The organism is Shewanella abyssi, from assembly GCF_023284025.1.
GTDB classification, from domain to species: Bacteria; Pseudomonadota; Gammaproteobacteria; order Enterobacterales; family Shewanellaceae; genus Shewanella; species Shewanella abyssi.
This window is the reverse complement of record NZ_JAKIKR010000016.1, coordinates 1-25,461: the sequence shown is the minus strand read 5'-3', so window position 1 is coordinate 25,461 and position 25,461 is coordinate 1. Positions and strand designations below refer to the sequence as shown.

Annotated in this window: 24 protein-coding genes; 14 read left to right on the top strand and 10 right to left on the bottom strand. The window is 44.4% G+C overall.

What is annotated here, in order from left to right; all coding sequences use genetic code 11:
• Positions 1–128: 128 nt before the first annotated feature.
• Both L2755_RS09115 and L2755_RS09110 read right to left on the bottom strand, forming a co-directional pair.
• Complete coding sequence (locus tag L2755_RS09115) at positions 129–2,309, bottom strand: MGH1-like glycoside hydrolase domain-containing protein (protein ID WP_248980376.1); 2,181 nt, start codon at positions 2,307–2,309, stop codon at positions 129–131.
• 138 nt (positions 2,310–2,447) lie between these two features.
• Positions 2,448–3,038 (bottom strand): YhgN family NAAT transporter, encoded by a 591-nt coding sequence (locus L2755_RS09110; RefSeq protein WP_248980433.1) that lies wholly within the window; start codon positions 3,036–3,038, stop codon positions 2,448–2,450.
• A gap of 238 nt (positions 3,039–3,276) precedes the next feature.
• On the opposite strand from L2755_RS09110, the gene L2755_RS09105 reads away from it, so the two are divergent.
• Positions 3,277–4,824, top strand: coding sequence for a metal transporter (locus tag L2755_RS09105; protein WP_248980375.1), 1,548 nt, complete (start codon positions 3,277–3,279; stop codon positions 4,822–4,824).
• A 74-nt stretch (positions 4,825–4,898) separates the two neighbouring features.
• Positions 4,899–5,648 (top strand): NRDE family protein, encoded by a 750-nt coding sequence (locus tag L2755_RS09100; protein ID WP_248980374.1) that lies wholly within the window; start codon positions 4,899–4,901, stop codon positions 5,646–5,648.
• Between the two features lie 169 nt (positions 5,649–5,817).
• On the opposite strand, the gene L2755_RS09095 is transcribed toward L2755_RS09100, so the two are convergent.
• The gene (locus L2755_RS09095; RefSeq protein ID WP_248980373.1) at positions 5,818–6,240 is read right to left on the bottom strand and encodes a YybH family protein; all 423 of its coding nucleotides are present in this window, start codon (positions 6,238–6,240) and stop codon (positions 5,818–5,820) included.
• 227 nt (positions 6,241–6,467) lie between these two features.
• Here L2755_RS09095 and L2755_RS09090 point away from each other — a divergent pair, with 227 nt between their 5' ends.
• Both L2755_RS09090 and L2755_RS09085 read left to right on the top strand, forming a co-directional pair.
• Positions 6,468–7,019 carry a lysophospholipid acyltransferase family protein gene (locus L2755_RS09090; RefSeq protein ID WP_248980372.1) on the top strand — a complete coding sequence of 184 codons (552 nt, stop codon included), beginning with the start codon at positions 6,468–6,470 and terminating at the stop codon, positions 7,017–7,019.
• Positions 7,020–7,086: 67 nt separating this feature from the next.
• Positions 7,087–7,707 carry a LysE family translocator gene (locus L2755_RS09085; protein WP_248980371.1) on the top strand — a complete coding sequence of 207 codons (621 nt, stop codon included), beginning with the start codon at positions 7,087–7,089 and terminating at the stop codon, positions 7,705–7,707.
• A gap of 17 nt (positions 7,708–7,724) precedes the next feature.
• Here L2755_RS09085 and gltS read toward each other — a convergent pair whose 3' ends face one another.
• Positions 7,725–8,948, bottom strand: a complete 1,224-nt coding sequence (gene gltS, locus L2755_RS09080; RefSeq protein WP_248980370.1) for a sodium/glutamate symporter — start codon at positions 8,946–8,948, stop codon at positions 7,725–7,727.
• Between the two features lie 154 nt (positions 8,949–9,102).
• The gene (locus L2755_RS09075; protein ID WP_248980369.1) at positions 9,103–9,264 is read right to left on the bottom strand and encodes a DUF2986 domain-containing protein; all 162 of its coding nucleotides are present in this window, start codon (positions 9,262–9,264) and stop codon (positions 9,103–9,105) included.
• A gap of 311 nt (positions 9,265–9,575) precedes the next feature.
• Between L2755_RS09075 and L2755_RS09070 the strand changes: the two genes are divergently transcribed.
• Genes L2755_RS09070 through L2755_RS09060 form a run of 3 tightly spaced genes read left to right on the top strand, consistent with a single transcriptional unit; the run spans position 9,576 to position 12,582 of the window.
• The gene (locus L2755_RS09070) at positions 9,576–11,186 is read left to right on the top strand and encodes a pyruvate carboxyltransferase (RefSeq protein ID WP_248980368.1); all 1,611 of its coding nucleotides are present in this window, start codon (positions 9,576–9,578) and stop codon (positions 11,184–11,186) included.
• Positions 11,170–11,838 carry an HAD family hydrolase gene (locus L2755_RS09065; RefSeq protein WP_248980367.1) on the top strand — a complete coding sequence of 223 codons (669 nt, stop codon included), beginning with the start codon at positions 11,170–11,172 and terminating at the stop codon, positions 11,836–11,838. Before L2755_RS09070 ends, L2755_RS09065 begins: the two co-directional genes overlap by 17 nt.
• Before the next feature lie 18 nt (positions 11,839–11,856).
• Positions 11,857–12,582, top strand: a complete 726-nt coding sequence (locus tag L2755_RS09060; protein ID WP_248980366.1) for a 3-deoxy-manno-octulosonate cytidylyltransferase — start codon at positions 11,857–11,859, stop codon at positions 12,580–12,582.
• A 77-nt stretch (positions 12,583–12,659) separates the two neighbouring features.
• Here the strand turns inward: L2755_RS09060 and L2755_RS09055 are convergent, their stop codons facing one another.
• From L2755_RS09055 to L2755_RS09045, 3 genes are all read right to left on the bottom strand, one after another.
• Positions 12,660–13,649: a glycosyltransferase family 52 gene (locus tag L2755_RS09055; RefSeq protein ID WP_248980365.1), complete on the bottom strand. Its 990-nt coding sequence runs from the start codon at positions 13,647–13,649 to the stop codon at positions 12,660–12,662.
• Positions 13,650–13,652: 3 nt separating this feature from the next.
• A complete protein-coding gene (locus L2755_RS09050; RefSeq protein WP_248980364.1) occupies positions 13,653–14,738 on the bottom strand; it encodes a CDP-glycerol glycerophosphotransferase family protein in 1,086 nt (361 codons plus the stop codon).
• A gap of 142 nt (positions 14,739–14,880) precedes the next feature.
• On the bottom strand, positions 14,881–15,963 hold the full coding sequence (locus L2755_RS09045) for a hypothetical protein (RefSeq protein ID WP_248980363.1): 1,083 nt from the start codon (positions 15,961–15,963) through the stop codon (positions 14,881–14,883).
• A 118-nt stretch (positions 15,964–16,081) separates the two neighbouring features.
• Here L2755_RS09045 and L2755_RS09040 point away from each other — a divergent pair, with 118 nt between their 5' ends.
• Positions 16,082–17,326 carry a hypothetical protein gene (locus L2755_RS09040; protein ID WP_248980362.1) on the top strand — a complete coding sequence of 415 codons (1,245 nt, stop codon included), beginning with the start codon at positions 16,082–16,084 and terminating at the stop codon, positions 17,324–17,326.
• Positions 17,327–17,368: 42 nt separating this feature from the next.
• Here the strand turns inward: L2755_RS09040 and L2755_RS09035 are convergent, their stop codons facing one another.
• Positions 17,369–18,328, bottom strand: a complete 960-nt coding sequence (locus L2755_RS09035; protein WP_428847786.1) for a glycosyltransferase family 9 protein — start codon at positions 18,326–18,328, stop codon at positions 17,369–17,371.
• A 207-nt stretch (positions 18,329–18,535) separates the two neighbouring features.
• Here L2755_RS09035 and L2755_RS09030 point away from each other — a divergent pair, with 207 nt between their 5' ends.
• Positions 18,536–19,270, top strand: a complete 735-nt coding sequence (locus tag L2755_RS09030) for a 3-deoxy-D-manno-octulosonic acid kinase (RefSeq protein ID WP_248980360.1) — start codon at positions 18,536–18,538, stop codon at positions 19,268–19,270.
• 38 nt (positions 19,271–19,308) lie between these two features.
• Here L2755_RS09030 and waaA read toward each other — a convergent pair whose 3' ends face one another.
• Positions 19,309–20,580 carry a lipid IV(A) 3-deoxy-D-manno-octulosonic acid transferase gene (gene waaA, locus L2755_RS09025; protein ID WP_248980359.1) on the bottom strand — a complete coding sequence of 424 codons (1,272 nt, stop codon included), beginning with the start codon at positions 20,578–20,580 and terminating at the stop codon, positions 19,309–19,311.
• A gap of 184 nt (positions 20,581–20,764) precedes the next feature.
• Here waaA and L2755_RS09020 point away from each other — a divergent pair, with 184 nt between their 5' ends.
• From L2755_RS09020 to glpG, 5 genes are all read left to right on the top strand, one after another.
• A complete protein-coding gene (locus tag L2755_RS09020; RefSeq protein ID WP_248980358.1) occupies positions 20,765–21,424 on the top strand; it encodes a TetR/AcrR family transcriptional regulator in 660 nt (219 codons plus the stop codon).
• 391 nt (positions 21,425–21,815) lie between these two features.
• Positions 21,816–23,012 (top strand): glycine C-acetyltransferase, encoded by a 1,197-nt coding sequence (locus L2755_RS09015; protein WP_248980357.1) that lies wholly within the window; start codon positions 21,816–21,818, stop codon positions 23,010–23,012.
• A gap of 88 nt (positions 23,013–23,100) precedes the next feature.
• Positions 23,101–24,126, top strand: coding sequence for an L-threonine 3-dehydrogenase (gene tdh / locus L2755_RS09010; protein ID WP_248980356.1), 1,026 nt, complete (start codon positions 23,101–23,103; stop codon positions 24,124–24,126).
• 63 nt (positions 24,127–24,189) lie between these two features.
• Positions 24,190–24,498 (top strand): thiosulfate sulfurtransferase GlpE, encoded by a 309-nt coding sequence (gene glpE / locus L2755_RS09005; RefSeq protein WP_248980355.1) that lies wholly within the window; start codon positions 24,190–24,192, stop codon positions 24,496–24,498.
• Between the two features lie 16 nt (positions 24,499–24,514).
• Entirely contained in the window at positions 24,515–25,354 is an 840-nt protein-coding gene (gene glpG / locus L2755_RS09000) for a rhomboid family intramembrane serine protease GlpG (RefSeq protein ID WP_248980354.1), read from the top strand.
• Positions 25,355–25,461: the final 107 nt, after the last annotated feature.

Below are 25,461 nucleotides of genomic sequence, written 5' to 3'. Positions count from 1 at the left end.
CTTAGAACTCTTTCACTCTGTTAACAATCAGACTGCGTTGTTGCCAATTAGTTGTCAATTTTATATCTTTTTTATAACAGAGATCATGCCGTAATTGAAATAACCTACGGCAGATCTGTATACCCATCCTAGTGACTGAGCACAGGTTTTAATTCTGATTTACTTAACCAAGTATCATAGATAAGCAATAATACCGAGGCAGACCAACTAAAATTGGTGCAATGCAAACCTTCTCCAGTTATTGGGTTGTAGTTCTCACGAATAGGGCTTTGCCCAATAATACCTTCGCCTTGAGTCACCAGTTGCTGCGCAAGTAATCGTGCTTGATCATCATAGCCGTAACGAGCAATACCTTGTAAACCGAACAAAGCTTGATCGAGCCAAACGGGACCACGCCAGTACTGCTCCGCAGCAAAGTTAGGGCTGTCTGCGCTAACGGTAGGAAATGGAATTTTGGTACCAAACTGCTCTTTATTTAAGTGACGCTCGACGATGATTTTTGCTTGTGCATTCGATGCTGCACCCGCCCATAATGGCAACCAACCTTCTACTCCCTTACCTTTATTTATCATCAACTCGCTCCCAGTGGCGGTATAGCGAATATCGTAGAAGAACCCCGACTCTGGATCATACATCTGCATCTGGATCTGTTTGGCTAATCGCTCTGCTTCAACATCCCACTTTTGAATATCTGCATCTATCTCAAGCATCTTCGCCATCTCTTGCAAGAAACGCTTTTCAGCATAGAGATAGGCATTAAGATCGACAGACTCTTGCGCCACGGAATAACCCACCACTTCGCCACCTTGACTGTTTTGCCATACTTGCAAACTCGCATCGGCATCAAATCTTGGGGCATTATCCATACCGGACTCCCATGCAGCAGCCTCAATAATGGCCTCAACATTGAGCTCGCCATCATCATTAATATGCGCAGGGTGAAGATTGGCACCATACTCCGCCAGACCATTATCGTTATTATCACGGTTGCGATACCACCATTGATGATAGGCCACAAGTTTGGGGTACATGGTTTTCACGAACTCACTGTCACCATCTTGCTGATAGATCTGCCATACCGCCCATGCTGCTAGCGGCGGTTTACCATTGCGTTCATTCCAGTTGCCGCCCTCACCACCACGCTCCGAGCCTTGGTTATAGAAAATGGCATCGGGTAAGTTACCCGCGTCTTGTGGGCGTACCTTGTCTTGCTCCGTGTATTGATAGTCAAACATCGCCAGTACATTTGATTTAGCCAGCTCGGGTTCAAAGCGTGCAACCGCTACCGCTTGCTTCCAGGTATCCCAAGCCCACACGCCATTAAACCACTTATAGGTGATTGAGGGGGTAATGCCGTCATGTAGCAGTGCTCCTGCCGGACTACGCCAGTTATGTATGATGGTTTGCATACTCTTGACGGCAAGCTGGCGCGCCGTTTTATCACCACCGACGAGTAGCCGGTCCATTCTACTTTGCCAGCGTACTCGGTTGCTTGCTAGCTGCTGCTCTATCAGTTCCCAATCTGGATCACCATGCGCTTGCGCCTCTTTTTGGGTATGGAAGTAACGCTGTGCACTTTGAAAAAGGTACGATTGCTTGGCAGCAATGGTGACCGGTTCAGCGATGGCCAAATAGCCTGATTGGGCATTAATTCTAATCGCCATGTCACGGTCAAACCAAAGCTGATATTGAGCATCAGCGAGTTGCATGCGCCATGTTTGCATTACAGGCTTTAAGTACCAACTAATGTGTTTTGTGCTCGATTCGGTCTCGGCAATTAGCGAGTGTTGCGGCTGTTCTGGATGACTGGCAAAGGGTTGCCCGCGCCATACCAATTGCCATTGCTGCTCACGGTTTGAAAGATTCGTCAGTTCAGTCATCACAGTTGCTGTGCGGTTGTCGCTATAACTCAGTTTCATACTGACTTTAATATCCGACCAGGTATAGGTTTGCACGAGTCCATCAGGCTGACTATGAATATCAATTTTCGCCGCACTATCGAAAGATAAAAATTCGTCGGTGGTGACGTTGATTAACTGTAACCGCTGCAAACTATCACTAAGGTGCAGGCTATACTCTTGCGCAATAAATAGAGGGCCGGTAAAGCTGCCATAGTACTCGGCAGAGTTAGGCAGATGAAAACCATGCCACGCCCCTTGATCGACATAGACGGAGCCGATAGTTAAATTCCGTTTGCTATCTCGCTGCTCCATTGACGTTGGCACACCTTGATAAGGCAGCAAATTTTGATAATCGACAGAATCTATTGAGGTAAGACTTACAGCACAGAGCAGTAGACAGGTAATCATGATTATTATTGTTTTTGAATATTGTATTCAGAGTATTACAGGCTAGTATTTGTTCTGCAACACTTGTGTTACAACCTAACCTCTTTAAATTTTGTTGGCGTAACCAGCCGTTACACCAATCAAGGCAATATTTTATGACTAGAGGGACTTCATGTAGCTCGCAATACCATCGAGAAACATCTGCACCGAGATCATCACCAATACCATTCCCATAAGTCGCTCTACCGCCGTTAAGCCCTTCTCTCCAAGCACTTTGGTAAAGACTTTATAAAATAACAGAATGATGGCACTGACTCCCCAGGCGGCAAGTAATGCGACGGTCCAGTCCATCATTCTGCTGCCATCGGTATGGGCGAGCAGAATAAGCGCCGCTAACACGGAAGGGCCCGCCATCAGTGGGATCGCCATTGGCACAATGAAGGGCTCTTCACCTGCCGCAAGTCCGACGACTCCGCCCGGCTGTGGGAAGATCATTCTAATCGCAATCAAAAACAGAATGATACCGCCCGCAATACTCACTGATTCAGAACGTAGATTAAGGAAATTAAGGATCGCTTCGCCCGCAAATAGAAATAACAGCATAATGGCTAAGGCGAATAACAACTCACGGATCAACACACGACGACGCTTTTTAGGCTCAATATGACGCAATATAGAGGCAAATATGGGTAAATTGCCTAACGGATCCATGATTAAAAAAAGCATGACTGCCGCAGAGAAGGTATCCATTGTATCCATTACTTGTTCACGCCTAATTGCTTGAATAGATGATTATTCTATAATGTTTTACAGTAAAGCTAACAAAAAGTTATAAAATATTTGCACTCGGTATTAATACATTCACAATTAACTTGAATTCTGTTGTGGTAATCGTGCAATGTAAATTCAGTTTATCGCACTGCTAATTACCCTTAACACTGGTATACTATGGCGTTTTTTCGCACTCGCGGTTTTAAATGGGATCCCCATGCTATATCTCTTATCTAGCTGTATCGCACTATTATTAGGGCCCTTGTTTTACCGATTTTTTTCATCGGGGACAGGGTTACAAAAAGGCCTAGACGGATTTATATTCGTTTCTTTAGGCGGCTTGGTGCTGATCCACATCTTACCCGAACTGTTAGAGCACGGCGGCTTCCTAGCAATCGTGTTTGTCATTATTGGCATTTGGGGCCCCACCCTAAGCGAGCGCTTATTCCATCGGTATTCTGAAGTCACCCATAATCTAACTCTTATTTTAGGCATTGGTGGGCTATTACTGCATACCATTACCGATGGCGGTGCGATGATTTTGGCCCAGCAAGACGGGAACTCTCCACTGCTGGCTCTGGGAATCATCTTGCACAGATTGCCTGTCGGTGTCGCCATATGGTGGCTGTTAAAGCCCCAAGTGGGTAGCCGTTGGGCTATGTTAGTTTTGGCTGGCATGATGCTATTAACTGGCATTGGCTACTTTGCTGGCGAACAACTGTTGTCGCACCTAAGTCTTGAAAATACAGTTTATTTACAGGCGTTTGTCACTGGTTCAATATTGCATGTGGTGCTGCATCAACCTCACGGACAGCCAAATACAGACAAGCAAGGTCGGTTTGAGTATCAAGCAGGGATCGGCAGCTTGTTTGGTATAGGACTACTCTTCTTGTTATTAATGATGGACTCTGGTGGCCAAGACCACCAGCATAGTCACAGCCATTCAACTGAATATCTATTAGATTGGATGCTCACCATCGCGCCGATCTTGTTACTTAGTTATGCCGTTGCCAGTATTCGTTTTCACTTTGGCCTATCGCCACAAAACCCCGGGCTCGGTCGACGTTGGTTACAACGATTACTGGGCCCTGAAGCGATCATCATTTCCGGCTTTTTACTTGGACCAATGTTTGCCCTCATCCAGGCCGTTGCCGTACTCATAATTGGTACTCTGTTAACTTATTACAAGATTGAACCAACCGACCCCCACGATTCACTACCCACTTCCGCTGTGCGTTTTGGCTTTGCTCACTTAATTGACCGCAGTGCACCATGGATTGTACTTAGCCTTATTTTAGCCAACTTGATCGGTCATCCAGCCGTCCCTTTATCCAATCCATTGGTGCAAGTTGCGGTATTACTACTGGTGTTTTTACCAATGCGCTTTTGCAACCTCGGCGCAGCAGTGCTATCGCTTTCATTGGCTTATAGTGGCTGGACGACAACAGCGGTGATGTTGCCATTAATTGCCGCTCCGATCATTAACTTCGTGCAACTTAAGCTGATGGGGTGGCCGCAGAGGCTAGCATTGTTTGCCATGCTCTTTACGTTGCTCGTCGTTATCGAATGGATCCAACCGCAATGGCAGGCATTGGGACATTTGCCCACCCTTGTCAACAGTATTAGCCTTTGGATAGTGGCGGCCTTGTTTGCTGCTAGCCTACTGCGTTTAGGTCCACGTAAGTTTATGAGCCGACTGATGTTGCATAAAGCTAAGAACCACTCTCATGAGCATTCTCATGACAAGGGTCATCATCACCACTAGGTTGATAACCGCTTTATGGCTTTTCTTGGAGATGAGTATTAGTCTGTACTCATCACTCCATTTTATGTTGGCTTATGTGCATTCTATTTGTCGCCCTCGAGGCACACCCAGAATACCCGCTGATCATTTGCGCCAATCGAGATGAATTTCACCATCGCCCAACGGAAGCCGCTCACTTTTGGCCTAAGCAAAACCGACTACTTGCAGGCAAAGATCTAGAGGCTGGCGGTACTTGGCTAGGTGTTAATCAAAATGGACTTATCGCTGGATTAACCAACATTCGCGATCCTGAGTTAATTCAGTCAGATATGAAAAGCCGCGGAGAGTTAGTCCTAAAAGCACTCATTAACGATGGTATAGATGAGTCATGGTTAGCACGTTATAGCCCATTCTATAATCCATTCAATCTACTATATGGCGATGAAAAGGCGTTATATTGTTTTGACAGTCGCGCTAAACGGCTCAACCAACTAACCGCTGGGTTTCACTCTATTAGTAACGGCGCACTCGATGATATTTGGCCCAAAATGTCACGCGGCACCCAAGCTATTCAGGCGCATATAACCAATAACAGCAATCCCTGTATCGATTCATTACTGGCAATTATGAAGGATGGGACACAGGCTCCAGACGCTGATTTGCCGCAAACGGGGGTGAGTTTAGAGTGGGAGCGCCACCTTTCATCGATCTATATCCAACACCAAGAATACGGTACCCGTTCGACCAGTATTATTTTGAAAGATAAGCGAGGCAAGGTGCAGTTTTCTGAAGTACGTTATGATGGAAAAGGCAGAAATCTAGGTCGGAATGATTTTAGCTTTTAGAAAAAAGCTGCTTAGGTGATGACCTATACCCATCCCACCTGAAGATGCAGGATTCAGTGGGAATTCAATGGGCTTTAATCAAGGTCAGTTATTGCTCCTGCATAACTGACATTCACACCATCCTTGGTGCTTGCATTGATTGCCACTAATGGTAGCTCCCTTGGTGATGCTAATCGGAGGTATGATCATGGGTTATCACCCAGCGATCATCTATCTTCTCCACTAGCAGTGTAAATACACCACTTGGGTTATCCTTAGCCCGTTCAAGCGCCCAACGACCAACAACAACCGCCGCATAATTGCTCAGCATTTTGGTTTCTTTGATAGTGAAAGTCAGCTTACCCAAAGTCGCCTTATCGGGGTAATGCTTTTTATATGCAGCAAGAGTTTCTTCCCAGCCATAGCGAAACTTGCCATTAGAAACGAAACGCATGTTATCGTTACGCCAATAGCCTTGCATGTATTCATCTAAGTCACCGCGATTCCAAGCCGCTTGTTGCCCAGCCAAAACAATAGCAATGTCATCCGTCGGTACTGCATTAGCATTAAATGCCATACATAGTAGTAAGACGCTAAATCCTTTTTTAAACATGACTCTCTCCACACGGTAAACATAGCCAAGAAGTGCGACCCTTCAGTTGCATTTCAATGATCAATAGTTGAAAAAACTAAGCTCGAAAGATCAACAGCTCCTAAGATAATTAAGTGTACTATACCCAAATACGCATCTGACGTCTCGTTACCCATTATGGCTGTTCATTGGTAATAAGTCACAGAGAGCAATAATACCCACAATAAGGCTAGGGCGGTTTTCATTATATGTTTCAATCATTTTGCAAAGTATTTCTCAAAATCATCGGCTGGAAAATATCAGGCGAACTACCCACTTCCCATCAATATATCGCTATCGTTGGTCCACACACCAGTAACTGGGATTTTATCATTGGCCTCCTCGCACGTGGCGCTATGGGAGCCAAAGTTAACTTTCTTGGCAAGCATCAGCTTTTTATGCCGCCTTGGGGTTGGTTCTTCCGCGCTATGGGCGGCACCCCAGTGGACAGAAGAAAGAACAATAACTTAGTCGATGCCGTCGTTGAACTCTTTAATACTAATGCTAACTTTAGCTTAGCACTCGCTCCAGAAGGCACGCGTAGCTCAGTAACACGGTGGAAAACAGGGTTTTATCATATCGCCAGTAAAGCTCAGGTGCCAATAGTCACTGTCGGGTTAGATTTCGGCAGTAAGACCGTCATCATACCTATAGGCAAAGACACGACCGATGACATTCAACAAGATATGGATAACATCATTGCGTTCTATCGTTCTATTAAGGGCCGCCATCCAAAAGTGATCCCTGATTTTGAGCGCTAAGCACCATTGCCTAAAGATAGTTAGCCCGCTATAGTGCAGCCTGATCCTAGACATTGTATAAAATATTATGAGTCTCGATACTTGGCTGCTGTACCTGTTCGCTATTGTGCTTATTGCCATCTCCCCCGGCATGATGGCCGTTTTATCTATGGGACACGGTATCCATTATGGTAAAAGCCGCAGCTTAGCGACCGCTTTTGGTAGTGTAACTTCCGCACTTATATTGATGATGGCATCAGCCGCTGGTTTGGGGGCACTATTAAATACAACGGAATATGGTTTCACGGTATTGAAATGGTGTGGCGGGGCTTACTTACTCTTTTTAGGCATAAAACTGCTGCTCACCAAAGCAGACGGCCGAGGCCTTGAGCTAGCGCAAGCAAAAGGAAGTGGTAAACCACTGCAGCTATTTAAACAAGCCTTTTTAGTCGGCATTAGCAATCCAAAAGATCTACTGTTTTTTGCCGCTTTATTCCCACAATTTATTGATATCACAGCGCCGCAAGGTCCGCAGTTAGCCATTTTAGCGCTAAGCTGGGCCGTCGTCGATTTTAGCTTCGTTATGCTTTATGCTTGCATGGCAAATGTACTGGCACCAACACTGAAATCCAGCAATAAACTGCATTGGTTTGATCGCACTAGCGGCGGAGTATTCATTACTCTTGCCGCCATTTTGTTGATCCGTTAACAAGCATAGGTTGACAGCTAAAGAATAAAGCTAATGTAGCCTTGCAGCACAATAAGATTTACGATATCGATGAAGAATGCACCTACGATTGGTACCACCATAAATGCTTGTGGAGAGGGACCATTTCGAGAGACTAACGCGCCCATATTCATCACCGCTGTTGGGGTCGCTCCCATGCCAAAGCCGCAATGCCCTCCCGCAATAACAGCAGCATCGTAATTCGACCCCATCAATCTAAATGTCACGAAATATGCGAAAAAGCCAAGTACTATCGTCTGCACAAGCAAGATAACCAGCAGTGGGACCGCTAAGTCGAAAATTTCCCACAACTTTAAACTCATCAATGCCATCGCTAAGAACAATGACAAAGAGACGGTGCCCAATATATCCACACATTCACTATTCGTCTTATAGCCTCTCGTCAGCTCAGTAAGGTTGGTAATGACAACCCCAAGAAACAACGCATAGACAAAATCAGGCATTTTTAACCAGCTTATCTCAAACACCGATACCAGGTGCTCGACCCACCGTGCACCCGCAACACAAAGCAGCAAAATAAATAGCGTTTCCATGACGCTTTTAGCGGTAACCCTATCCTCTTCTAACTGATCATAAGTGACCAGATCGGGGTGATCTTTATGGTGGTTTCCCCCAATACCATAGGAAGACACTAGCTTGTTTTTATTAATCAATCTTTGCGCTACTGGGCCGCCTATAATTCCGCCCATCACGAGCCCAAATGTGGCTGCTGCCATGGCAAACTCGAGCGTGCTCATGCCGTAATTTTCGGAAAAAGTCTGCGCCCAAGCAGCACCGGTACCATGACCGCCAGACAAGGTAATAGAGCCTGCAACCAAGCCCATTAGCGGCTCTAAACCTAATGCGGTTGCTAAGCTCACACCCACCGCATTCTGAATCACAATATAGACAGAGGCGATACCAAGAAAGATAAACACTTTCTTGCCCCCTTTTACTAGCAGCTTATAGCTTGCTGCCAAGCCCACTGTACTAAAAAACATTAGCATTAAGATGTTCTGCATCGGCAAAGAAAACTTAAGGGTAATATGCTGAAAATGCAAAAAAGTGGTAATCGCAGCAACCACCAAGCCACCAATAATGGGCTCGGGAATATTGTATCTTTTGAAGAAACCGACATGGCGATTAACTGTATGGCCGATAAATAGCACTAGTATCGCAACCAAGAATGATTCTAGCTCTCCGATTGAATATACGGTATCCATAAAACTCCTATCCGTTACATCGGCTTTGCAGTTAGCACCGCTAAAGCAAAAATTAGCCGGCTATTCTGGCATATTCATTAGGGTAAATAATATTAGCTATGTCCGAATTATGAATATTGATGTAATAAAACAACATATTTGAGCGATATTTAAACTATTCTGGTTCTTGAGCAACGTTATCGCTTGCAGCTAATGCCTCCAAGCGCTCTCTTTCGGCTTTAGATATGTACTTTGGCTTGTTACTTGTGCTCATTTTGGCATTGGCTTTTTTAGCCTTGCCCATGAATTTTTTGGTGATTTTTTTAGTGCGGTTCATTGCTTCATACTTTTGAATTTATTCGCTAGGTAAAACATTATAGTGTAATCACAGCTAACATCACATTTGCAGCAACCAATTAACTGCTCACTATTCCCCCTCAGAGGTGAATAGTTAAACAAGGTTCACACCTTACGCTATCGTTTAAGTGTAGGCTTAGAGAATTATGCCAATTCATATGCGATACTATGGCACTTAATACTCGGTAAATAGCTTGCAACAAGCTTAATAAGAGCCCCAAATGTTTGCAAGCTCGGTATTACCACCCAATCAACCCTAGGCTTTATAGCATTTTTATTTATTGGTGAACTATGTATATTCTTGATTGTACTTTGAGAGATGGTGGCTACTACAACAATTGGGATTTTTCTCCCGAGGTTGTAACCGCTTATTTAGCCGCTATGGCGGCAGCCAAAATAGATTACGTGGAGCTAGGGCTGCGTAACTTTCCTAAGCCAGGTTTTGATGGTCCATTTGCGTATACTACAGAGGCCTTTATCAAGAGCCTAAATCTCCCAGCAGGCCCAACTTATGGGGTGATGGTCGACGCTAAAACCATTCTTGATGCACCGATGTCGATTGAACAAGCTGTAGACGCATTGTTCGCTGATGCAGTTCAAAGCCCTATCGATCTTGTGCGTGTTGCAGCTCATTTCCATGAAGTCGAAAAATCTGAAGCCATCGTTCACGCCCTCAAAGCCAAAGGCTATATCGTGGGTTATAATTTAATGCAAGCCGGTGGTAAACCGGATGCTATTATTGCAGAAAAAGCAGCAATAGCGGCTAAGTGGAATGGTCTAGATTCGCTTTATTTTGCCGATTCTCTGGGTAATATGGATGCAGAAGAGGTCACTCGCATCGTCAAAGCGCTTCGCACTCAATGGCAAGGTGATATCGGCATCCATACCCATAATAATATGGGTAAAGCCCTCGACAATACGATCACGGCAAAAAGCCTAGGCGTGACTTGGTTAGACGTCACCGTCACTGGTATGGGCCGTGGTGCTGGTAATGCGCAAACTGAAAGCTTATTGGCTGTCATCGATAACGACACTACGCCATATCAACCTTCTGCCGTTTATGAACTGGTTATTCGCCATTTCGAACAGATGCAGAAAGACTATGGTTGGGGTAGTAGCTTACTGTACTTCCTTGGTGCACAAAATGATGTACACCCGACGTATATTCAAAACCTCATCTCGAATAAGCATTACGGCACCGAAGAGATCGTTGGCGCAATAAACTACTTAAGCCAACTTGAAGGCACTACATCATACAATGGTGATGTGATGGAATCGGCTATTTCATTCGACACCTCCACCAAAGCGATATCTGGTACCGATAAGTTACTGGGCAAATTCAAAGATAAAGAAGTGCTTATCGTCAGTAATGGCCCAAGCCTGAAGCGTTACCTACCCGCTATAGAAGCTTATATTCAAGATCGCCAACCAATTGTTATTGCAATCAATGCGGTAAGCACCTTGGCATCAAGGTTTGTTAACTATTACTGTGTTTCTCATAACAGTAAGTTCCTATCAGAACATGATGTATATAAGAATCTAAAACAGCCGCTGATTATGCCTGCACACCGATTTACTGATGAAGAGCTAAGCAATGTCTCTAACGAGTTCTTTGATTATGGTTTGAACATTGAAGCTGATGATTTTATTGTCAAAGATAACTATTGTAGCGTACCTTATGATCTCACCGCAGCTTATGCACTGGCGATAGCCGTGCACGCGCAAGCTACGCATGTTTCAGTTGTGGGTGTTGATGGTTATGAGCGCGGTGATATTCGTCAAACAGAGATGATCGACTTATTGGCAAAATTCAAAAGTTTTGCACCAACGCTGCAAATTACTGCATTAACGCCAACGAGCTATCCGATTTTACAGGGCTCTATTTATGCACCAAATTTATAATTACGATCTATATATTTTTGATTGTGACGGGGTCATTTTAGATTCAAACGCACTTAAAGTGCAGGCAATGAAGGAAGCGCTTGAAGCGCTTTCTTTAACCCCTGAACTCGTGACTGAGTGCGTGACCTACTTTGCCAATAACTTTGGTAAGTCGAGGTTTCATCACATAGCTCATTTTGTTAATGACATACTTGAGCTCAAAGATGATCAAAAAACGCTAGTTGAAGCAAAAATACTCAGTGATTTTTCTGCACAATGCAAGGCGCTATATTTAACAGCAAAGCTCACTCCCGGCTTCTTAAGCTTAATCCAAGCGCTGCCGGGACAAAAGTTTGTAGCCAGCGGTTCAGAACAAAGCGAACTTCGTTCTGTATTCAAAAGCCGTGGCCTCGATAAGTATTTTGTTAATGTTTTTGGCTCACCGATACCAAAAGCCCAACTGCTGAGCGATATCTTACAGAGCCAAACACACAACAAAGCGCTGATGATTGGCGATGCCGTGTCTGACTTTGATGCCAGCCAAGCAAACAACATCGATTTCATCTGCTATGTGCCATTTTCGAATGTTCCGCAGCGAATGAAATCGCTGGCTAACGAACATCAGTTTGAAGTTATTGAGCGCTGGCCTCAACAAGTACAAGTCAATAATTAGCAATTGGATCCTTACAATATGAAATATGCAGTCGTCATTCCCGCTCGTTACCAATCGAGTCGCTTTCCGGGCAAGCCATTAATCGATATTCTAGGAAAGTCGATGATACAGCGTGTTTGGGAGCGCTGCTGCGCAGCCGTTGGCCAAGATAAAGTCTATGTTGCCACTGACAGCGATAAAATCCAGTCTGCAGCCGAACAGTTTGGTGCCCAAGTTATTATGACTTCATCAAACTGCCTTACCGGCACAGATAGACTCGCTGAAGCGAATCAGCAGCTAGATTGTGACTTCGTTATCAACGTGCAAGGTGATGAACCGTTAATTGAACCTAACGATATCATCAGCGTGATCAATGAGTACCAGAAACAACCAGAAACGGTAGTCAATGCGATGTGCCCGATCACTGCTGAAGCGGAGTTTCGCTCTTTTACCGTTCCTAAGGTCGTTGCCAGTAAAACAGGAAACCTGCTCTATATGAGCCGTTCGCCGATACCAGTCAGTAAGACTAATGGATTTTCCTTTGGCTTTAAGCAGGTCTGTATTTATGCCTTTTCTAAAGCTCATTTGGAATTTTTTGCATCACATCAGCAAAAAACGGCAATCGAAGAGGTTGAAGATATTGAAATTTTACGCTTCCTCGAAAATGACATCCCAGTCAAAATGATTGAGGTTGCCAGTTCGAGTATTGCTGTAGATGTGCCGCTGGATGTCGACAAGGTGATTAACGCGCTTAACGAACGTTAATGCGGTTTGCAGAGGTTAGTAAAAATGCCTCGTGCAATACTGACACAATAGGCTTAGTGTCAGTATTGCACGCAAAACTATAAATCAAACTTATTAATACTATCCTGCAATTTTTGCGGCATATCAAAATATGTAGGTGCTTTGGCATAAATAATTTCATTACAAAAGCCGAGAAAACAGCTACCAGCAGTCGAGCTCAAAGATATAACCTTATCGACCCTCACATTTAATAAAGGCATTAGCTCACAGGGAAAACTAGCTTTTAAAATAATAGCCCCTGGAAAGTGAAGTTTATAGTCAGTGACCTCTCTAGGATGAGGCTTGATGACTAAATCTGACTCTTCAATTAAAAGCTCTTGAACAAGTTTCTTATAACCATTGATTTTTTTTACCTCTGCATAATCGTTAATCTCACTCAAAGGTTGAGTAAATAATACACTACAGCCCTGATTTATTAAATTAAACTGACTAGCATCAACATCAAAAACATCAAGTATTTCATTTTTTTGCTCTGGGCTCTTATGCTTCCAAAGCTGAAAAAAATCAATCGTTACAACTTTCCCTTCAAACTGCTCCAACGGCTTAAGATCTTTCGCCACAATAAACTTGTCAATTCGGTCAACTTTCTGAGGTTCTTTCAAACTGATAATATCAAAAAGCCCTCGCTTCTTGTCCCCATGTGTAAGCTCATAGTGAGTCGCTGTACCATCTTCAATCTGAATCCGTTTAGTCTCAACTAACCAATTATTAATCTGCCTTGCATGACCAATACAATACTCGTACATGGCGAATAGCTTTTTCTGCGCAATCTTTCTAGCTACATAATTGAAAGGATTTTTCAGCATCGTAGGCATTGGTCTTGGCATATAAAGATAGCTTTCGTCCAAAACATTCGCGTATTTCTTTAACCTTTCTAACGACTCAATTGATATACGGTCACCAAAGATAAGAAAGTCTCTCCCTCTCCATGCGTCATCACATAATAAGTACAAGAACAGGCTGTAATAAGTACTTTCAAACACCAATATATTGTCTGTTCTAACACCAACACTTTCTAGTACATTCATATTCTATAGCTTCCAGTAACCCAGCTTCTTGCGCATCTTAAAAAGACGCAGCAAATTAGCGGGTTTAAGTTTAAGATCGTCGGTGCCTTGTGCAATCAATTCATCTACTGCCGTTAAGACTCGCTCACTAGATAAACCATCACGGTATGGGTGAATATCGTCACAATACTGTTCTATTTCTTCCATCAACTCAGCAGGTTTAGTTAAAACACACTCTAATGCAGGTTGAATGTCTTCTATGCAGTCGACATTCAGCAGATGCGAACGTTTAGTTCGATTATTAAAAGTCACCACAGGCTTGCCTTGCAGTAAAAACATAATCAATATTGACGAAGTATCACACAACATCACATCAGCTGCTTTCAGCAGTGGTAATACATCATCTGTTTCCACAAAGGTTAAGTTCTCATTCTCAAGCGCTTTATATTTTTCAACAATCTGTGGACTCATTTTGGGGTGAAACTGTACCAACCAGCGCCAGTTACCCTGCGTCGACATCGCTTTAACTTGCTCATAAACGACTGGCGCACAAGATAAGCTGCGAGAAAACGTTGAGCAAAAGAGCACAACAGGCCGATCATCACCTTCGACAGCGTAAGGCTGCGGCATATCACCTTTAAACATTGGGTCTAATGTTGGCCAGCCAGTTTCGGCAATTTTAAACGTGGCAAACTTTTCAGCCAAGCGGATAAATGGCAAAGTAGTTGCGGGACCTTGAGTGCAGTACAGATCAAAACAGTCACGTATTTCAAAATGATCTTCACGGCCTTTGTGGTTCATTTTTCCAGCATTAAACCCATGAAAAACCCCCACTTTGACGCCAGGAATAAAGTTTGGAACCACATTACCAGGAACCAAAACCGCATCAGGCAGCCAAGCTTGCACCTCTGCAATAGTGGATAAACGCTTTTCGGTCGGCTTCAGAAATGAGGGGTTTACATCATCGCCTTCAAAAAACCAGCACACCTCATCTCCTCTTGCCCGTATTGCCGTCTGCAACGGCCTTAAGATGGCATAAGAATAATTCTGTGCAATATATAATAGATAACGCTTGTTGCTTGAACTCACAACAATCTCCCCCGAAAACATATTTAACAATACCTACCGACTTAACCTCTGCTTCAATATCGACAGTCATTAATGAGGTGTCGCCAATAGCGAATCTAGCCTAACTGCAAACATTAGCTTTACCGGTTTGACGCTAATGGAAACCTCTTACCTATTGCAACTCTCATTGCTGAGCTCCAAATTTGTAATCAAATAAATCACTTATTATTTTCATGCCAATATCTAATCCATTTTCACAGTCACATTTAGCCAGTGCTGACTGCAATGCTAGCTGGTTATCTGTTGTGATTAATTTTATTAAGTTGTCAGTTATTAATTGAGCATCTAGCTCAGAACTTATCGTTAACCCACTCTCTTTGCACACTTTAACGCGATGATTCTGGTCTTTGGCTACAGCAACCGACAGGGTCATTTTTTTCAGTGCAATAGCCTGTAGTAGTGTGTCACCACCACTTAATATTGCCACTTTTGCAGCATCAAGCAGGTCAATTAACGCTTCATGATTGAGCATCTTTATTGTGGTAACACCTTCAACTAACGGAATATCACCAGGGTAACTCGGTCCGTACACCATCACGCAAGGGATCTGCGTAGCTTGGTAAATATTGACGGCGGCTCTGGCAAACTCCTCTACCACATAACCATTACCATTTTGATGTCCACCAGAGCCCGCATTGAGCAAAATAAAGCCCCCTCTGGTTAAACCATAATGAGCCAACTGCTCTGCTTGTCGATTTACACTCGGGTTAACGAAAATAGGGCCTATGACTGTCGGTTCTGACTTGGTAATAAATTTTAGTTTTAGCTTATCGAACCAACTAATATCACCAATAACAAATTCAGGTTGTACCACCCAATGGCTATCAGTCACCCGCGCACGAAGCACTTTCATCCCCCGGCTACGCTTACGCTTATGCTGGCTGATAAATATAACTTTAGCGCCAAGCTTATTGGCATGAACCAATTGAGAGCGGCGACCGGAGGCATCAAAAATGACAAACTCAGGTTGATAGAAAGAGATGAAATCATTCACCGCTTTAATATTTTTGGTGGGGGTATCGTCTAACAGTGCCACAGGATAGGGGCAAGTCGAGGAATAAGGCGCCTGACGGCTCAAAATGAATTGAATATCGGCCTCTGGCCAACGTCGCTTCACCTCATTAGCGACAATCAAGGATCGCATATACTCACCAACGCCTTCAGCTGAAGAAACTGGAATGAATAAAAATTTAGGAACCAAAGACATCCAATTTTCCTAGAAAGAACGACGAATAATTGTAGAGCAAATGCATGAAAACACCTTAATATTACCACGTTCATCAAGCATCTAGTGATACTAACTACAGAATATAGCTTTTAAAGGTTTGAATGGTGCAATTAACACAGCTTATAATGATAAAACTGACGATAAACCCAATGATTATATGCTGAAATCAACGATTAGTGATTCAATTTTCACATTAGAAATCTATATTGATCGGGCTACACTACCGACGATTCAACAGATGGCAATGATAGCCGAATCGATGAGTAAACACCCTAAGCTAATCTGCTGGTTGCGGCATCCGATTACTGATGAAAAACTCCTCTCACAGCTAAACGCTACGTCCTTTGCATCATTAGAGTCACTCTACCAGTCTGCTTGCTCAATACTTCGCACAAAATCTAAAGCTCAAGTAATCATTTTTGGTAATACCTACTGGAGCAAAGACCTTTCTAGGTTGATAAGAAGAGTAACGCAAATATCAGGCGTTATGATCAAACAGCTCGAATTGATTGATGATGGAGCTTCTGAATATCAAAAAATGTATCAATGGGAGATATTATCTGCAGCAGAGCAAAGCCATGATTTATGTGCCGGTCTAAACAACCTCAAAAGCTACTTAAAAGGCGGCGAAAACAGAGTCATTAGAGCACTCAGCCAGCGCTCCAATAAACTCCCCCGCTGCATATCAAGTATCTTTAACTGGCATAGGTTATTTCCAACCACTTATCACATGTTGCGCATGGATTATTTGGAGAAGCCTGAAATTAGTTTGCTAAAGGTACACTTGGCAGGTAGGACAAAACAAATAAGATGGGATTATCTTAGCAACGCTTCATTTAGTGCAGAGCAAACATCACTTTTCTATCAGATGGTAGGCTTGTCAGATCCACGTAATATGGCAAAATCCGCCACTGAGGATCAACGTTCTAAGTTTATGTTCATAGGTGTTGGCTCGACTATTGCCAGTAGTGCTTTGCAGATCAGAGTGATCGCAGACTCACTTTCTGAGACTGGCGTTATTCCCCAATTAAAGGCCGATAGATTACAGTTCAAAGGCCACCCTTTTGCAGATTTTAATCAAGAAATAATTCAAGCTCATAAGATGGAAGAGATGAGGTCAACGATCCCTTTTGAAACATTAATCATGACAGATAATCTACCCGAAAAAATGGGGGGGATGGAAAGTTCACTGTACTTTTCGCTACCCCATAATTACCAAATTGAATACATTGTATTCTCTGGTTCAAAACAAGATCTAATACAAAATGCACTGATTCAAATCATGCTGTATTTAAACGTTATAAGCCAAGAACGTATATTTTTTGCAGACCAGTTTAATTAGTACGTCTGTAATATTACTATTCTTCGGTGTGAATCGCCGCGACTAATTCCACGCTTTAGCGAGCAGATCGAACTGTCCAATAACGGGGTCAACATCGATCTTAGCCATCAAGTTATCCCCTTTAGCACGTACCCCCCATGGAATATCGCCTTGCTTTTGCTTGGTAATCACCTGCTGATATACACTGACGACGGAGCCTAAACATGTGTAAGGCCCCGTACGACCGGGATTCGAATGCGCATACAAACCTATAACAGGAGTGCCTTGGGTAACGGCCATATGAGCTGGGCCAGTATCAGGTGCGAGTACAATCGTCGCTTGTTTTAATACCGCTAAAAGTTGCAGCAATGTGGTTTTACCCACTTGGTTTTCAAGTTCAGACTGAGCGGCGCGTTGAATGTTATCGGCAAGCACCTGCTCAAGCGTCGTTGGTCCACCACATAAAATGACACGATAGCCCTTTTCGACTGCATGATCTGCCACCGCAGCATAGCGCTCTGGTAACCAATTACGCTCCGCTTTACTCGCGGCCGCACAAATGACCAGCACAGGGCTGCCGCTCGGAATAAGCGCCTTGGCAAACTCAGTGTCCGCTGCTAATACTGGAATATTCCAGCGAGGGATTAGATCTGTAACGCCTACTGCTTGCGCAAATCCCATAAAACCGTCAAGTACATGGGGGGTGACTTGTGGCTCTATGCGGTGATTAGTCACCAGCCACTGACCCTCTTTTGCTCGAAAGCGATCGAAGCCGATACGCAACTTTGCCGATATAGCCAGAGAGGCAATCGTCGCCCTCAGCGCTATTTGCATGTGTAATAGTACATCAAACTTTTGCCCCTTAAGCACATGCTTAAGATTAAGGTAACTGCGCCAGCCTTGGGATTTATCAAAAATGACAAACTCTACCCCTGGAAGATGCTTTAGCAACTGGTATTCAATTTTCCCCAAAATCCAAGTGATTTTAAGATCGGGATAACGTCGCTGAATCGCCTGCACCATAGCCACCGCGTGGCAAACATCACCAATCGCCGACAGCCTAAGCAAGCACAAGGACTTAGCATGCGTTAAATCTAACGCGTCTGCTTGTGGTGTAACGCAATTATCAGGGGTCGTTAAGCTCATAATGCTCGAAGGTTGTTTGGCGTAATCTACCGATCTTAATGTAGAATGGCGGCAGGTTCCACGCTTTAGCGTACAATTCTATCTATGAAGTTTAAAAAAACAGCCATCGGCTGCATTGCCTATAGTGAACAAACACCGCAAGAGATTGAAGTTTCTTGGTTTGGGGTGGATTTTTGGCGTGCCCATTCCGCGGTAACAGGGTCATCGAAAGGCCGCTATACCACCTGGTTTGTAGATGCGAGTCAATTAGCGGCAACACAGCAACAGTGGGTACTACGTCATTATTATCGTGGTGGCTTGATCGAGAAAATTAGCCGTGACCAATATTTGTTTACTGGCTTAGCACGTACTCGCGCCGTAGCTGAATTAGCATTACTGGAAAACTTGTATCAACAAGGCTTTCCAGTGCCAAAGCCCATTGCTGCCAACGTAGAACGTAAAGGTATTTGCTATCGCGCAGATTTAATTATTGAACGAGTCGAGGGCGCTGAAGATTTAGTCGCTCGGCTAAGCAAAAGCGCGATGACTGCAGAGCAATGGCAATCCCTCGGCCAATGTATTGCTCGTTTCCATAATCACGGTGTATATCACGCCGATCTGAATGCCAAGAACATACTCATTACTGCAGAGCAATTCTATTTAATCGATTTTGACCGTGGTGAAATACGCGCGCCGAGGGCTGATTGGCAACAATCCAATATAGACCGTTTACTGCGCTCATTTAGAAAGGAGTTAGCCAAACTGCCGCAACTTGCCTTTACTGAGGCAGACTGGCAGCACCTGCATCACGCTTACCACGGCGCATTAGCCAACAAATAAGCCGTGCTTTAAACGGCTTAGCTTGATTTCTTATTAGATTAAACTTTACCACTAAGCAGTGATTCCACCAGCGAAAACTGCTTTTGTAGCGCGCCTCGGTTTTCTGCAACAACTTGCTTAGCGGCATCGCTAGCCGTGGTATAAACCTGCTTGTTGGCGAACAGTTCAATGAGGAACACAGCTAACTGCTCACTTGAATCAACGATCTGCAATGCGCCTTTGACTTCTAGCAGCTGAGCAATCTCTTTGAAGTCCCAATGATGCGGTCCCACGCAAACGGGTAAGCCGACCGCGGCGGGCTCTAGAGGATTGTGCCCACCACTCTCAATGAGCGTACCACCAACAAAAGCTTGATCCGCTGCAGCATATAACGTCAGTAACTCTCCCATCGTATCGCCGACAACAACCTGAGTTTGTGCGGTCACATCTTGACTCAGGCTACGTCGAGCCACCAGCATATTTGCCTGTTTAACGGCTGTTACCGCGGCGTCAAACTGCTCTGGGTGCCTTGGCACCATAACCATCAAAGCTGTAGGATATTGCTGCATGACTCTTTGATGAGCTTGCAGCACCAACTCAAACTCTCCGGGGTGTACCGAACCCGCCACCCAAACAGGTCGATGCCGCGCTTGCCAGCTTTCACGCAGAGCCTTGGCTGCCTCAATACGTGCATGTTCAATGGTTAAATCAAACTTTAGGCTACCGCAAACTGTCACCTTATCCTGGTTGACTCCAAGCTTAATAAAACGGGTTGCAGCTTGATCTGATTGGGCCGCTATCGCATCTAAGCTTTGTAGCATAGGTAAGTTCAACTTCGGACGCTTTTGATAGGCATCAGCAGACTTTTGCGATAAGCGAGCATTAGCCAGTAACACCTTGGTATCATTGCTCTTTAGGTAATGAATCAAATTGGGCCAAAGCTCTGTTTCCATAATGATGCAGGTCTTCGGTGCCACCTGCTTTACAAAACGCCTACTACACCACGCTAAATCAAAGGGTAAGTAACAATGTTGTACCGTGCCAGCAAATGCCCGCACCACTTCAGCAGAGCCTGTAGGGCTAGTCGTGGTAACCGTAATAGTTAAGTCTGGATAGGTCGCTTGGATCTGTTTTATAAGAGGGATCGCGGCAATGGTTTCTCCCATTGAAACACAATGCAGTAACAGGTCGGTTTGTTGTAAGCCTTTTAGGCTAAATCGTTCGCCCCAGCGGCCACGGTAATCGGGGCTTTTAAAGGCACGTACTGCTAAATAGACCAATAACAGCGGTAAAAGGAGGTAAAGCAAAGCAGAATAAAGGCTACGATTCATTAATTTTTTTACTTTAGTGAGTTTTACTTGAAGAATTGCATTAATGCTAACATGATAGTCACAACTTAACGTAGATGCCAAACTGCGAATATGTCGAGTTGCTCGCGCATTTTCAGATAGCCAAGCCAAACACTGTCGACACCAAGGTTGGTGATTTCGTGGATATAAATCATTTAGGATGAATATGAAGACCCGAGACAAAATTGTCCAAGCCAGCTTAGAGTTGTTCAATCAGCATGGCGAAAGAGCAATCACGACTAATCATATTGCAGCACATCTAAATATTAGTCCGGGGAACCTCTACTATCACTTCCGCAATAAAGAAGACATTATTCGCTCGATTTTCAGCCTCTACGAACAACATTTAGAGTCAGGCTTTCAGCCCTATGTAGACAAAGAGGTCGATGTCGAACTATTGGTTGGCTACTTTGATGCCATGTTCTACACCTTATGGCAGTTCCGCTTTATGTATGCCAACCTTGCCGATATTCTGAGTCGTGATGATGCGTTAAAGAATCGATATTTACAGGCACAGCAAGATGTTTTAGCACGCTCTAGCAGTGTACTGATAAAACTGACTCAAGATGGCTTCCTAGCAATTAGTGAAGAAGACATCGCACCACTGGCTGATACCATTAAAATGCTAGTGAGTTTCTGGATAAGCTATAAGTTAACTCAAACACAATCTTGTATCGGCTCAATCACTAAAGAGTCATTATATGAAGGTCTATTGCGAGTCATCATGATATTTAGAGCCTATTCCACTCCAAACTCCTCCGCCACCTTTGAAAGGCTTGAAGACTACTACCGCTCAATGGCGCTCAGTTCTAGCACCCCGTCTTAGTTTATTGATGACAACAATAAGGTGTGGATCCAGCACCTTATCAATACCACTTTGGAGTCGATATCGTTATCATTCAGCAATCAACGTATCAACGCCACCATTAGAAATAGTGGTAATAGTAAGTTTCGCCAGCTGCACAGCCAAGCTTTCAAGGCCGCGACTAAAACAGCATAAACAGGCAATGAAGCGGACGCGTTAACGCGGCGACCTCCAGATTTCAAACACTAAAATACAATATATACCGTTAGTTTAACTAATCTGAAACATGCGGTAGCCCTAATCTAACTTATCTCGCAGCTGCGCTAAAAAAAAGGCTGTAGCACTGGGCTGATTAAGGTTAAAATGCCGCCACTCCAATAAACAAAACAATACTAAATCAAGGAGAATTCGGGTGGCAAATACCTCATTCTACGATCAAATAAATCAACAGATTGCCGATGTAAAAGCGGAAGGCCTTTATAAGAGCGAGCGCGTAATCGTTTCTCCTCAACAAACTGCAATTAAAGTTAATGGCAACCAAGTTATCAATTTTTGCGCTAATAACTACTTAGGTTTAGCCAATCACCCTGAACTTGTTAAAGCTGCCAAAGGCGGACTCGACGCCCACGGTTTTGGCATGGCCTCTGTGCGGTTTATCTGTGGCACACAAGATATTCATAAGCAATTGGAAGCAAGTCTAAGCAACTTCCTTGGCATGGAAGATACCATTCTCTACTCTTCATGCTTTGATGCTAATGCTGGTTTGTTCGAAACACTATTAAGCGCAGAAGATGCCATTGTCTCTGACGCACTTAACCATGCATCAATTATTGATGGCGTGCGTTTATGTAAGGCAAAACGCTTCCGTTACGCAAACAATGATATGGCCGATCTTGAGACGCAGCTAAAAGCCGCTAAAGAAGCAGGTGCACGTAATATCCTGATTGCAACAGACGGCGTATTCTCAATGGACGGCGTCATCGCCAACCTCAAGGGCGTTTGCGACCTTGCTGACAAGTACGACGCACTGGTTATGGTTGATGATTCACACGCTGTCGGCTTTGTTGGCCAAGAAGGTCGCGGTACCCACGAATTCTGTGATGTGATGGACCGAGTTGACATCATTACCGGTACGTTAGGTAAAGCGCTTGGTGGCGCCTCAGGTGGATTCACTTCTGCTAAGAAAGAGGTTGTTGAGTGGTTACGTCAGCGTTCACGCCCATACCTTTTCTCTAACTCGCTAGCGCCTTCGATCGTTACCGCATCGATTCACGTGCTTGAGATGCTTAAAACAGGTCAAGAACTGCGTGAAGCCGTTTGGGAAAATAGTCGTTACTTCCGTGAGAAGATGTCGGCAGCAGGCTTTACCCTTGGTGGTGCCGATCATGCAATCATCCCAGTGATGATTGGCGACGCCAAAATTGCAGGTGACTTCGCTAATCGTCTACTGGCAGAAAACATCTACGTTATTGGCTTCTCATTCCCAGTGGTACCAAAAGGCCAGGCTCGTATTCGTACTCAAATGTCAGCCGCGCACACCAAAGCGCAAATCGACAAAGCGATTGAAGCCTTCACCCGTATCGCAAAAGAGATGGCTATTATCAGCTAGAATTAAACCAATAGGGCGACACCATGTTGTAGCCCTAATTGAATCAATTTTGCAGACTGCGACTCAGTGGTCTGTCATAGGTCAAAAAATGAAAGCGCTGAGCAAATTAAAGCCTGAAGAAGGCATCTGGATGGTTGACGCCCCTAAGCCGGAAATGGGTCACAACGATCTACTGATTAAGATCCGCAAAACGGCTATTTGTGGTACCGACGTTCATATCTACAACTGGGACGAATGGTCGCAAAACACCATTCCTGTGCCTATGGTTGTTGGTCATGAATATGTGGGTGAAGTTGTCGATATTGGCCAAGAAGTGCGTGGCTTTACCATTGGTGACCGCGTCTCAGGTGAAGGTCATATTACCTGTGGTCACTGCCGTAACTGTCGTGGCGGCCGTACTCACTTATGCCGTAACACTTCAGGTGTAGGTGTCAATCGCGAAGGGGCTTTTGCTGAGTATTTAGTGATCCCAGCCTTTAACGCTTTTAAGATCCCTGATGATATTTCTGACGATTTAGCCTCTATCTTTGACCCGTTTGGTAATGCCGTTCATACCGCATTGTCATTCGACTTGGTCGGTGAAGACGTATTAATTACCGGTGCCGGCCCGATTGGTATTATGGCTGCTGCGGTATGTCGTCATGTTGGTGCACGCCACGTGGTGATCACCGACGTTAACGACTATCGTCTGGAACTTGCCGAGAAAATGGGCGCGACTCGTGCCGTCAACGTTACTAAAGAAAGCTTAGATGACGTTATGAGTGAGCTTGGCATGACCGAAGGCTTCGATGTCGGTCTTGAAATGTCTGGCGTTCCCGCGGCATTCCACTCAATGCTCGACACCATGAACCATGGCGGTAAAGTTGCCATGCTGGGTATTCCTGGCGGTGAAATGGCCATTGATTGGAGCAAGGTGATCTTTAAGGGGCTGATCATCAAGGGTATTTATGGCCGTGAGATGTTTGAAACTTGGTACAAAATGGCGAGCTTGATCCAATCAGGTTTAGATATTTCCCCGATTATCACTCATCACTTCAAGATTGATGATTTCCAACAGGGCTTTGACGCTATGCGCTCAGGCCAGTCAGGAAAAGTCATCTTAAACTGGGACTAATTGGTCCATGGGCTGGCAACAATGCCAGCCTCTTATTTACTCCACTATGACGACAGGTTTCCTATGCCAGCTTTTCAACACTTGAGTGTAAACCAACTTATTCAACTGCGGGGAGCCACGGCTGATCTGCAAATTGTGGATATAAGAGATGCTGCTAGTTTCGAAGCCGGCCACATTGATGCTTCTTTTAATCTCAATAACGAAAACCTCGCTCACTATATTGCCGACGCTGACATGGATCGGCCTATTATCGTTGTCTGTTATCATGGAATGAGTAGCCAAAGTGCGGCCAGCTATTTAAATGAGCAGGGATTTGATAATGTTTATAGCTTAGATGGCGGCTATAGCGCTTGGCATCAGGCTAACGCTTAAATATTAGGAGAAGTCGATGATAGAGATAGGCAGCTTACCCAACGGCAGAGCAGCGCAAGCACTCATCGACTACCTAAAAGGGCAAAACATTAACTGTGCGGTGATGCCTGCCGAGCAGGGGGTTATGCTGGTATTACACGACGAGTCTCATCTGAATCGAGTACAGCAAGAGTATCAAGCCTTTCTGAGCAACCCTTATGATGAAAAATACTTAGCCGCATCATGGGACTATGGCGATACCCATACAAAATTAGATTACGGCAACCCTAAATTACTACTACTTACCCAATTTTTAGCGGGAGCTGGACCGCTCACCTTAGGGTTTTTTTTCACCTGTATTTTGATTTATGCCGTAATGAACCTCGGTTTTGCTAACCCCATCTTTGAAGCCTTGTCCTTTTTTGGCGCAACCTCGCCCGCATCGTTCAGTGAGTTTTGGCGGCTATTTACTCCAAGTCTTATCCATTTTTCTGCAATGCACATCATCTTCAATTTACTATGGTGGTGGTACTTAGGCGGAAAGATTGAAAACAAAATAGGCTTTAAGCCGTTATTTATGCTGTTATTGGTTGGTGGTACCCTACCCAACATATTGCAGTACTTTATGGCGGGTCCAAATTTTGGTGGTTTATCTGGCGTTGTTTATGCAGTGTTCGGTTACACCTGGATTATGGGCGTTAAACGTCCCTCATCTGGAATAGGGCTTCCGCCCGCGTACATCGGCTTCATGTTGTTGTGGTTAGTTTTTGGCTTTACCGATATGTTCGGCTTATCTATTGCAAATGGCGCCCACCTTGGTGGTTTGCTTGTCGGTGTATTACAAGGTTTTATCGATAGCCGTAAACAACAGCTATAGACTAATCTGACCTTGCTGAACAATGCTTATACCCAAACCTCTTGGGTATAAGCCTAATATACCAATTAAGTCATGCTTAGCACTCCGCCACCAGCTTAGTAATGCCG

Excerpts from the sequence above, each read along its gene's own strand:
- gltS (WP_248980370.1), bottom strand. The coding sequence starts at position 8,948 with ATGGATACCGTATATTCAATCGGAGAGCTAGAATCATTCTTGGTTGCG.
- waaA (WP_248980359.1), bottom strand. The coding sequence starts at position 20,580 with ATGAATCGTAGCCTTTATTCTGCTTTGCTTTACCTCCTTTTACCGCTG.
- L2755_RS09045 (WP_248980363.1), bottom strand. The coding sequence starts at position 15,963 with ATGTCTTTGGTTCCTAAATTTTTATTCATTCCAGTTTCTTCAGCTGAA.
- L2755_RS09110 (WP_248980433.1), bottom strand. The coding sequence starts at position 3,038 with ATGGATACCTTCTCTGCGGCAGTCATGCTTTTTTTAATCATGGATCCG.
- L2755_RS09075 (WP_248980369.1), bottom strand. The coding sequence starts at position 9,264 with ATGAACCGCACTAAAAAAATCACCAAAAAATTCATGGGCAAGGCTAAA.
- L2755_RS09090 (WP_248980372.1), top strand. The coding sequence starts at position 6,468 with ATGTTTCAATCATTTTGCAAAGTATTTCTCAAAATCATCGGCTGGAAA.
- L2755_RS09060 (WP_248980366.1), top strand. The coding sequence starts at position 11,857 with ATGAAATATGCAGTCGTCATTCCCGCTCGTTACCAATCGAGTCGCTTT.
- L2755_RS09105 (WP_248980375.1), top strand. The coding sequence starts at position 3,277 with ATGCTATATCTCTTATCTAGCTGTATCGCACTATTATTAGGGCCCTTG.
- glpG (WP_248980354.1), top strand. The coding sequence starts at position 24,515 with ATGATAGAGATAGGCAGCTTACCCAACGGCAGAGCAGCGCAAGCACTC.
- L2755_RS09050 (WP_248980364.1), bottom strand. The coding sequence starts at position 14,738 with ATGTTTTCGGGGGAGATTGTTGTGAGTTCAAGCAACAAGCGTTATCTA.
- L2755_RS09035 (WP_428847786.1), bottom strand. The coding sequence starts at position 18,328 with ATGGTGCAGGCGATTCAGCGACGTTATCCCGATCTTAAAATCACTTGG.
- L2755_RS09115 (WP_248980376.1), bottom strand. The coding sequence starts at position 2,309 with ATGATTACCTGTCTACTGCTCTGTGCTGTAAGTCTTACCTCAATAGAT.
- L2755_RS09065 (WP_248980367.1), top strand. The coding sequence starts at position 11,170 with ATGCACCAAATTTATAATTACGATCTATATATTTTTGATTGTGACGGG.
- L2755_RS09070 (WP_248980368.1), top strand. The coding sequence starts at position 9,576 with ATGTATATTCTTGATTGTACTTTGAGAGATGGTGGCTACTACAACAAT.
- tdh (WP_248980356.1), top strand. The coding sequence starts at position 23,101 with ATGAAAGCGCTGAGCAAATTAAAGCCTGAAGAAGGCATCTGGATGGTT.
- L2755_RS09020 (WP_248980358.1), top strand. The coding sequence starts at position 20,765 with ATGAAGACCCGAGACAAAATTGTCCAAGCCAGCTTAGAGTTGTTCAAT.
- L2755_RS09030 (WP_248980360.1), top strand. The coding sequence starts at position 18,536 with ATGAAGTTTAAAAAAACAGCCATCGGCTGCATTGCCTATAGTGAACAA.
- L2755_RS09100 (WP_248980374.1), top strand. The coding sequence starts at position 4,899 with ATGTGCATTCTATTTGTCGCCCTCGAGGCACACCCAGAATACCCGCTG.
- L2755_RS09055 (WP_248980365.1), bottom strand. The coding sequence starts at position 13,649 with ATGAATGTACTAGAAAGTGTTGGTGTTAGAACAGACAATATATTGGTG.
- glpE (WP_248980355.1), top strand. The coding sequence starts at position 24,190 with ATGCCAGCTTTTCAACACTTGAGTGTAAACCAACTTATTCAACTGCGG.
- L2755_RS09095 (WP_248980373.1), bottom strand. The coding sequence starts at position 6,240 with ATGTTTAAAAAAGGATTTAGCGTCTTACTACTATGTATGGCATTTAAT.
- L2755_RS09085 (WP_248980371.1), top strand. The coding sequence starts at position 7,087 with ATGAGTCTCGATACTTGGCTGCTGTACCTGTTCGCTATTGTGCTTATT.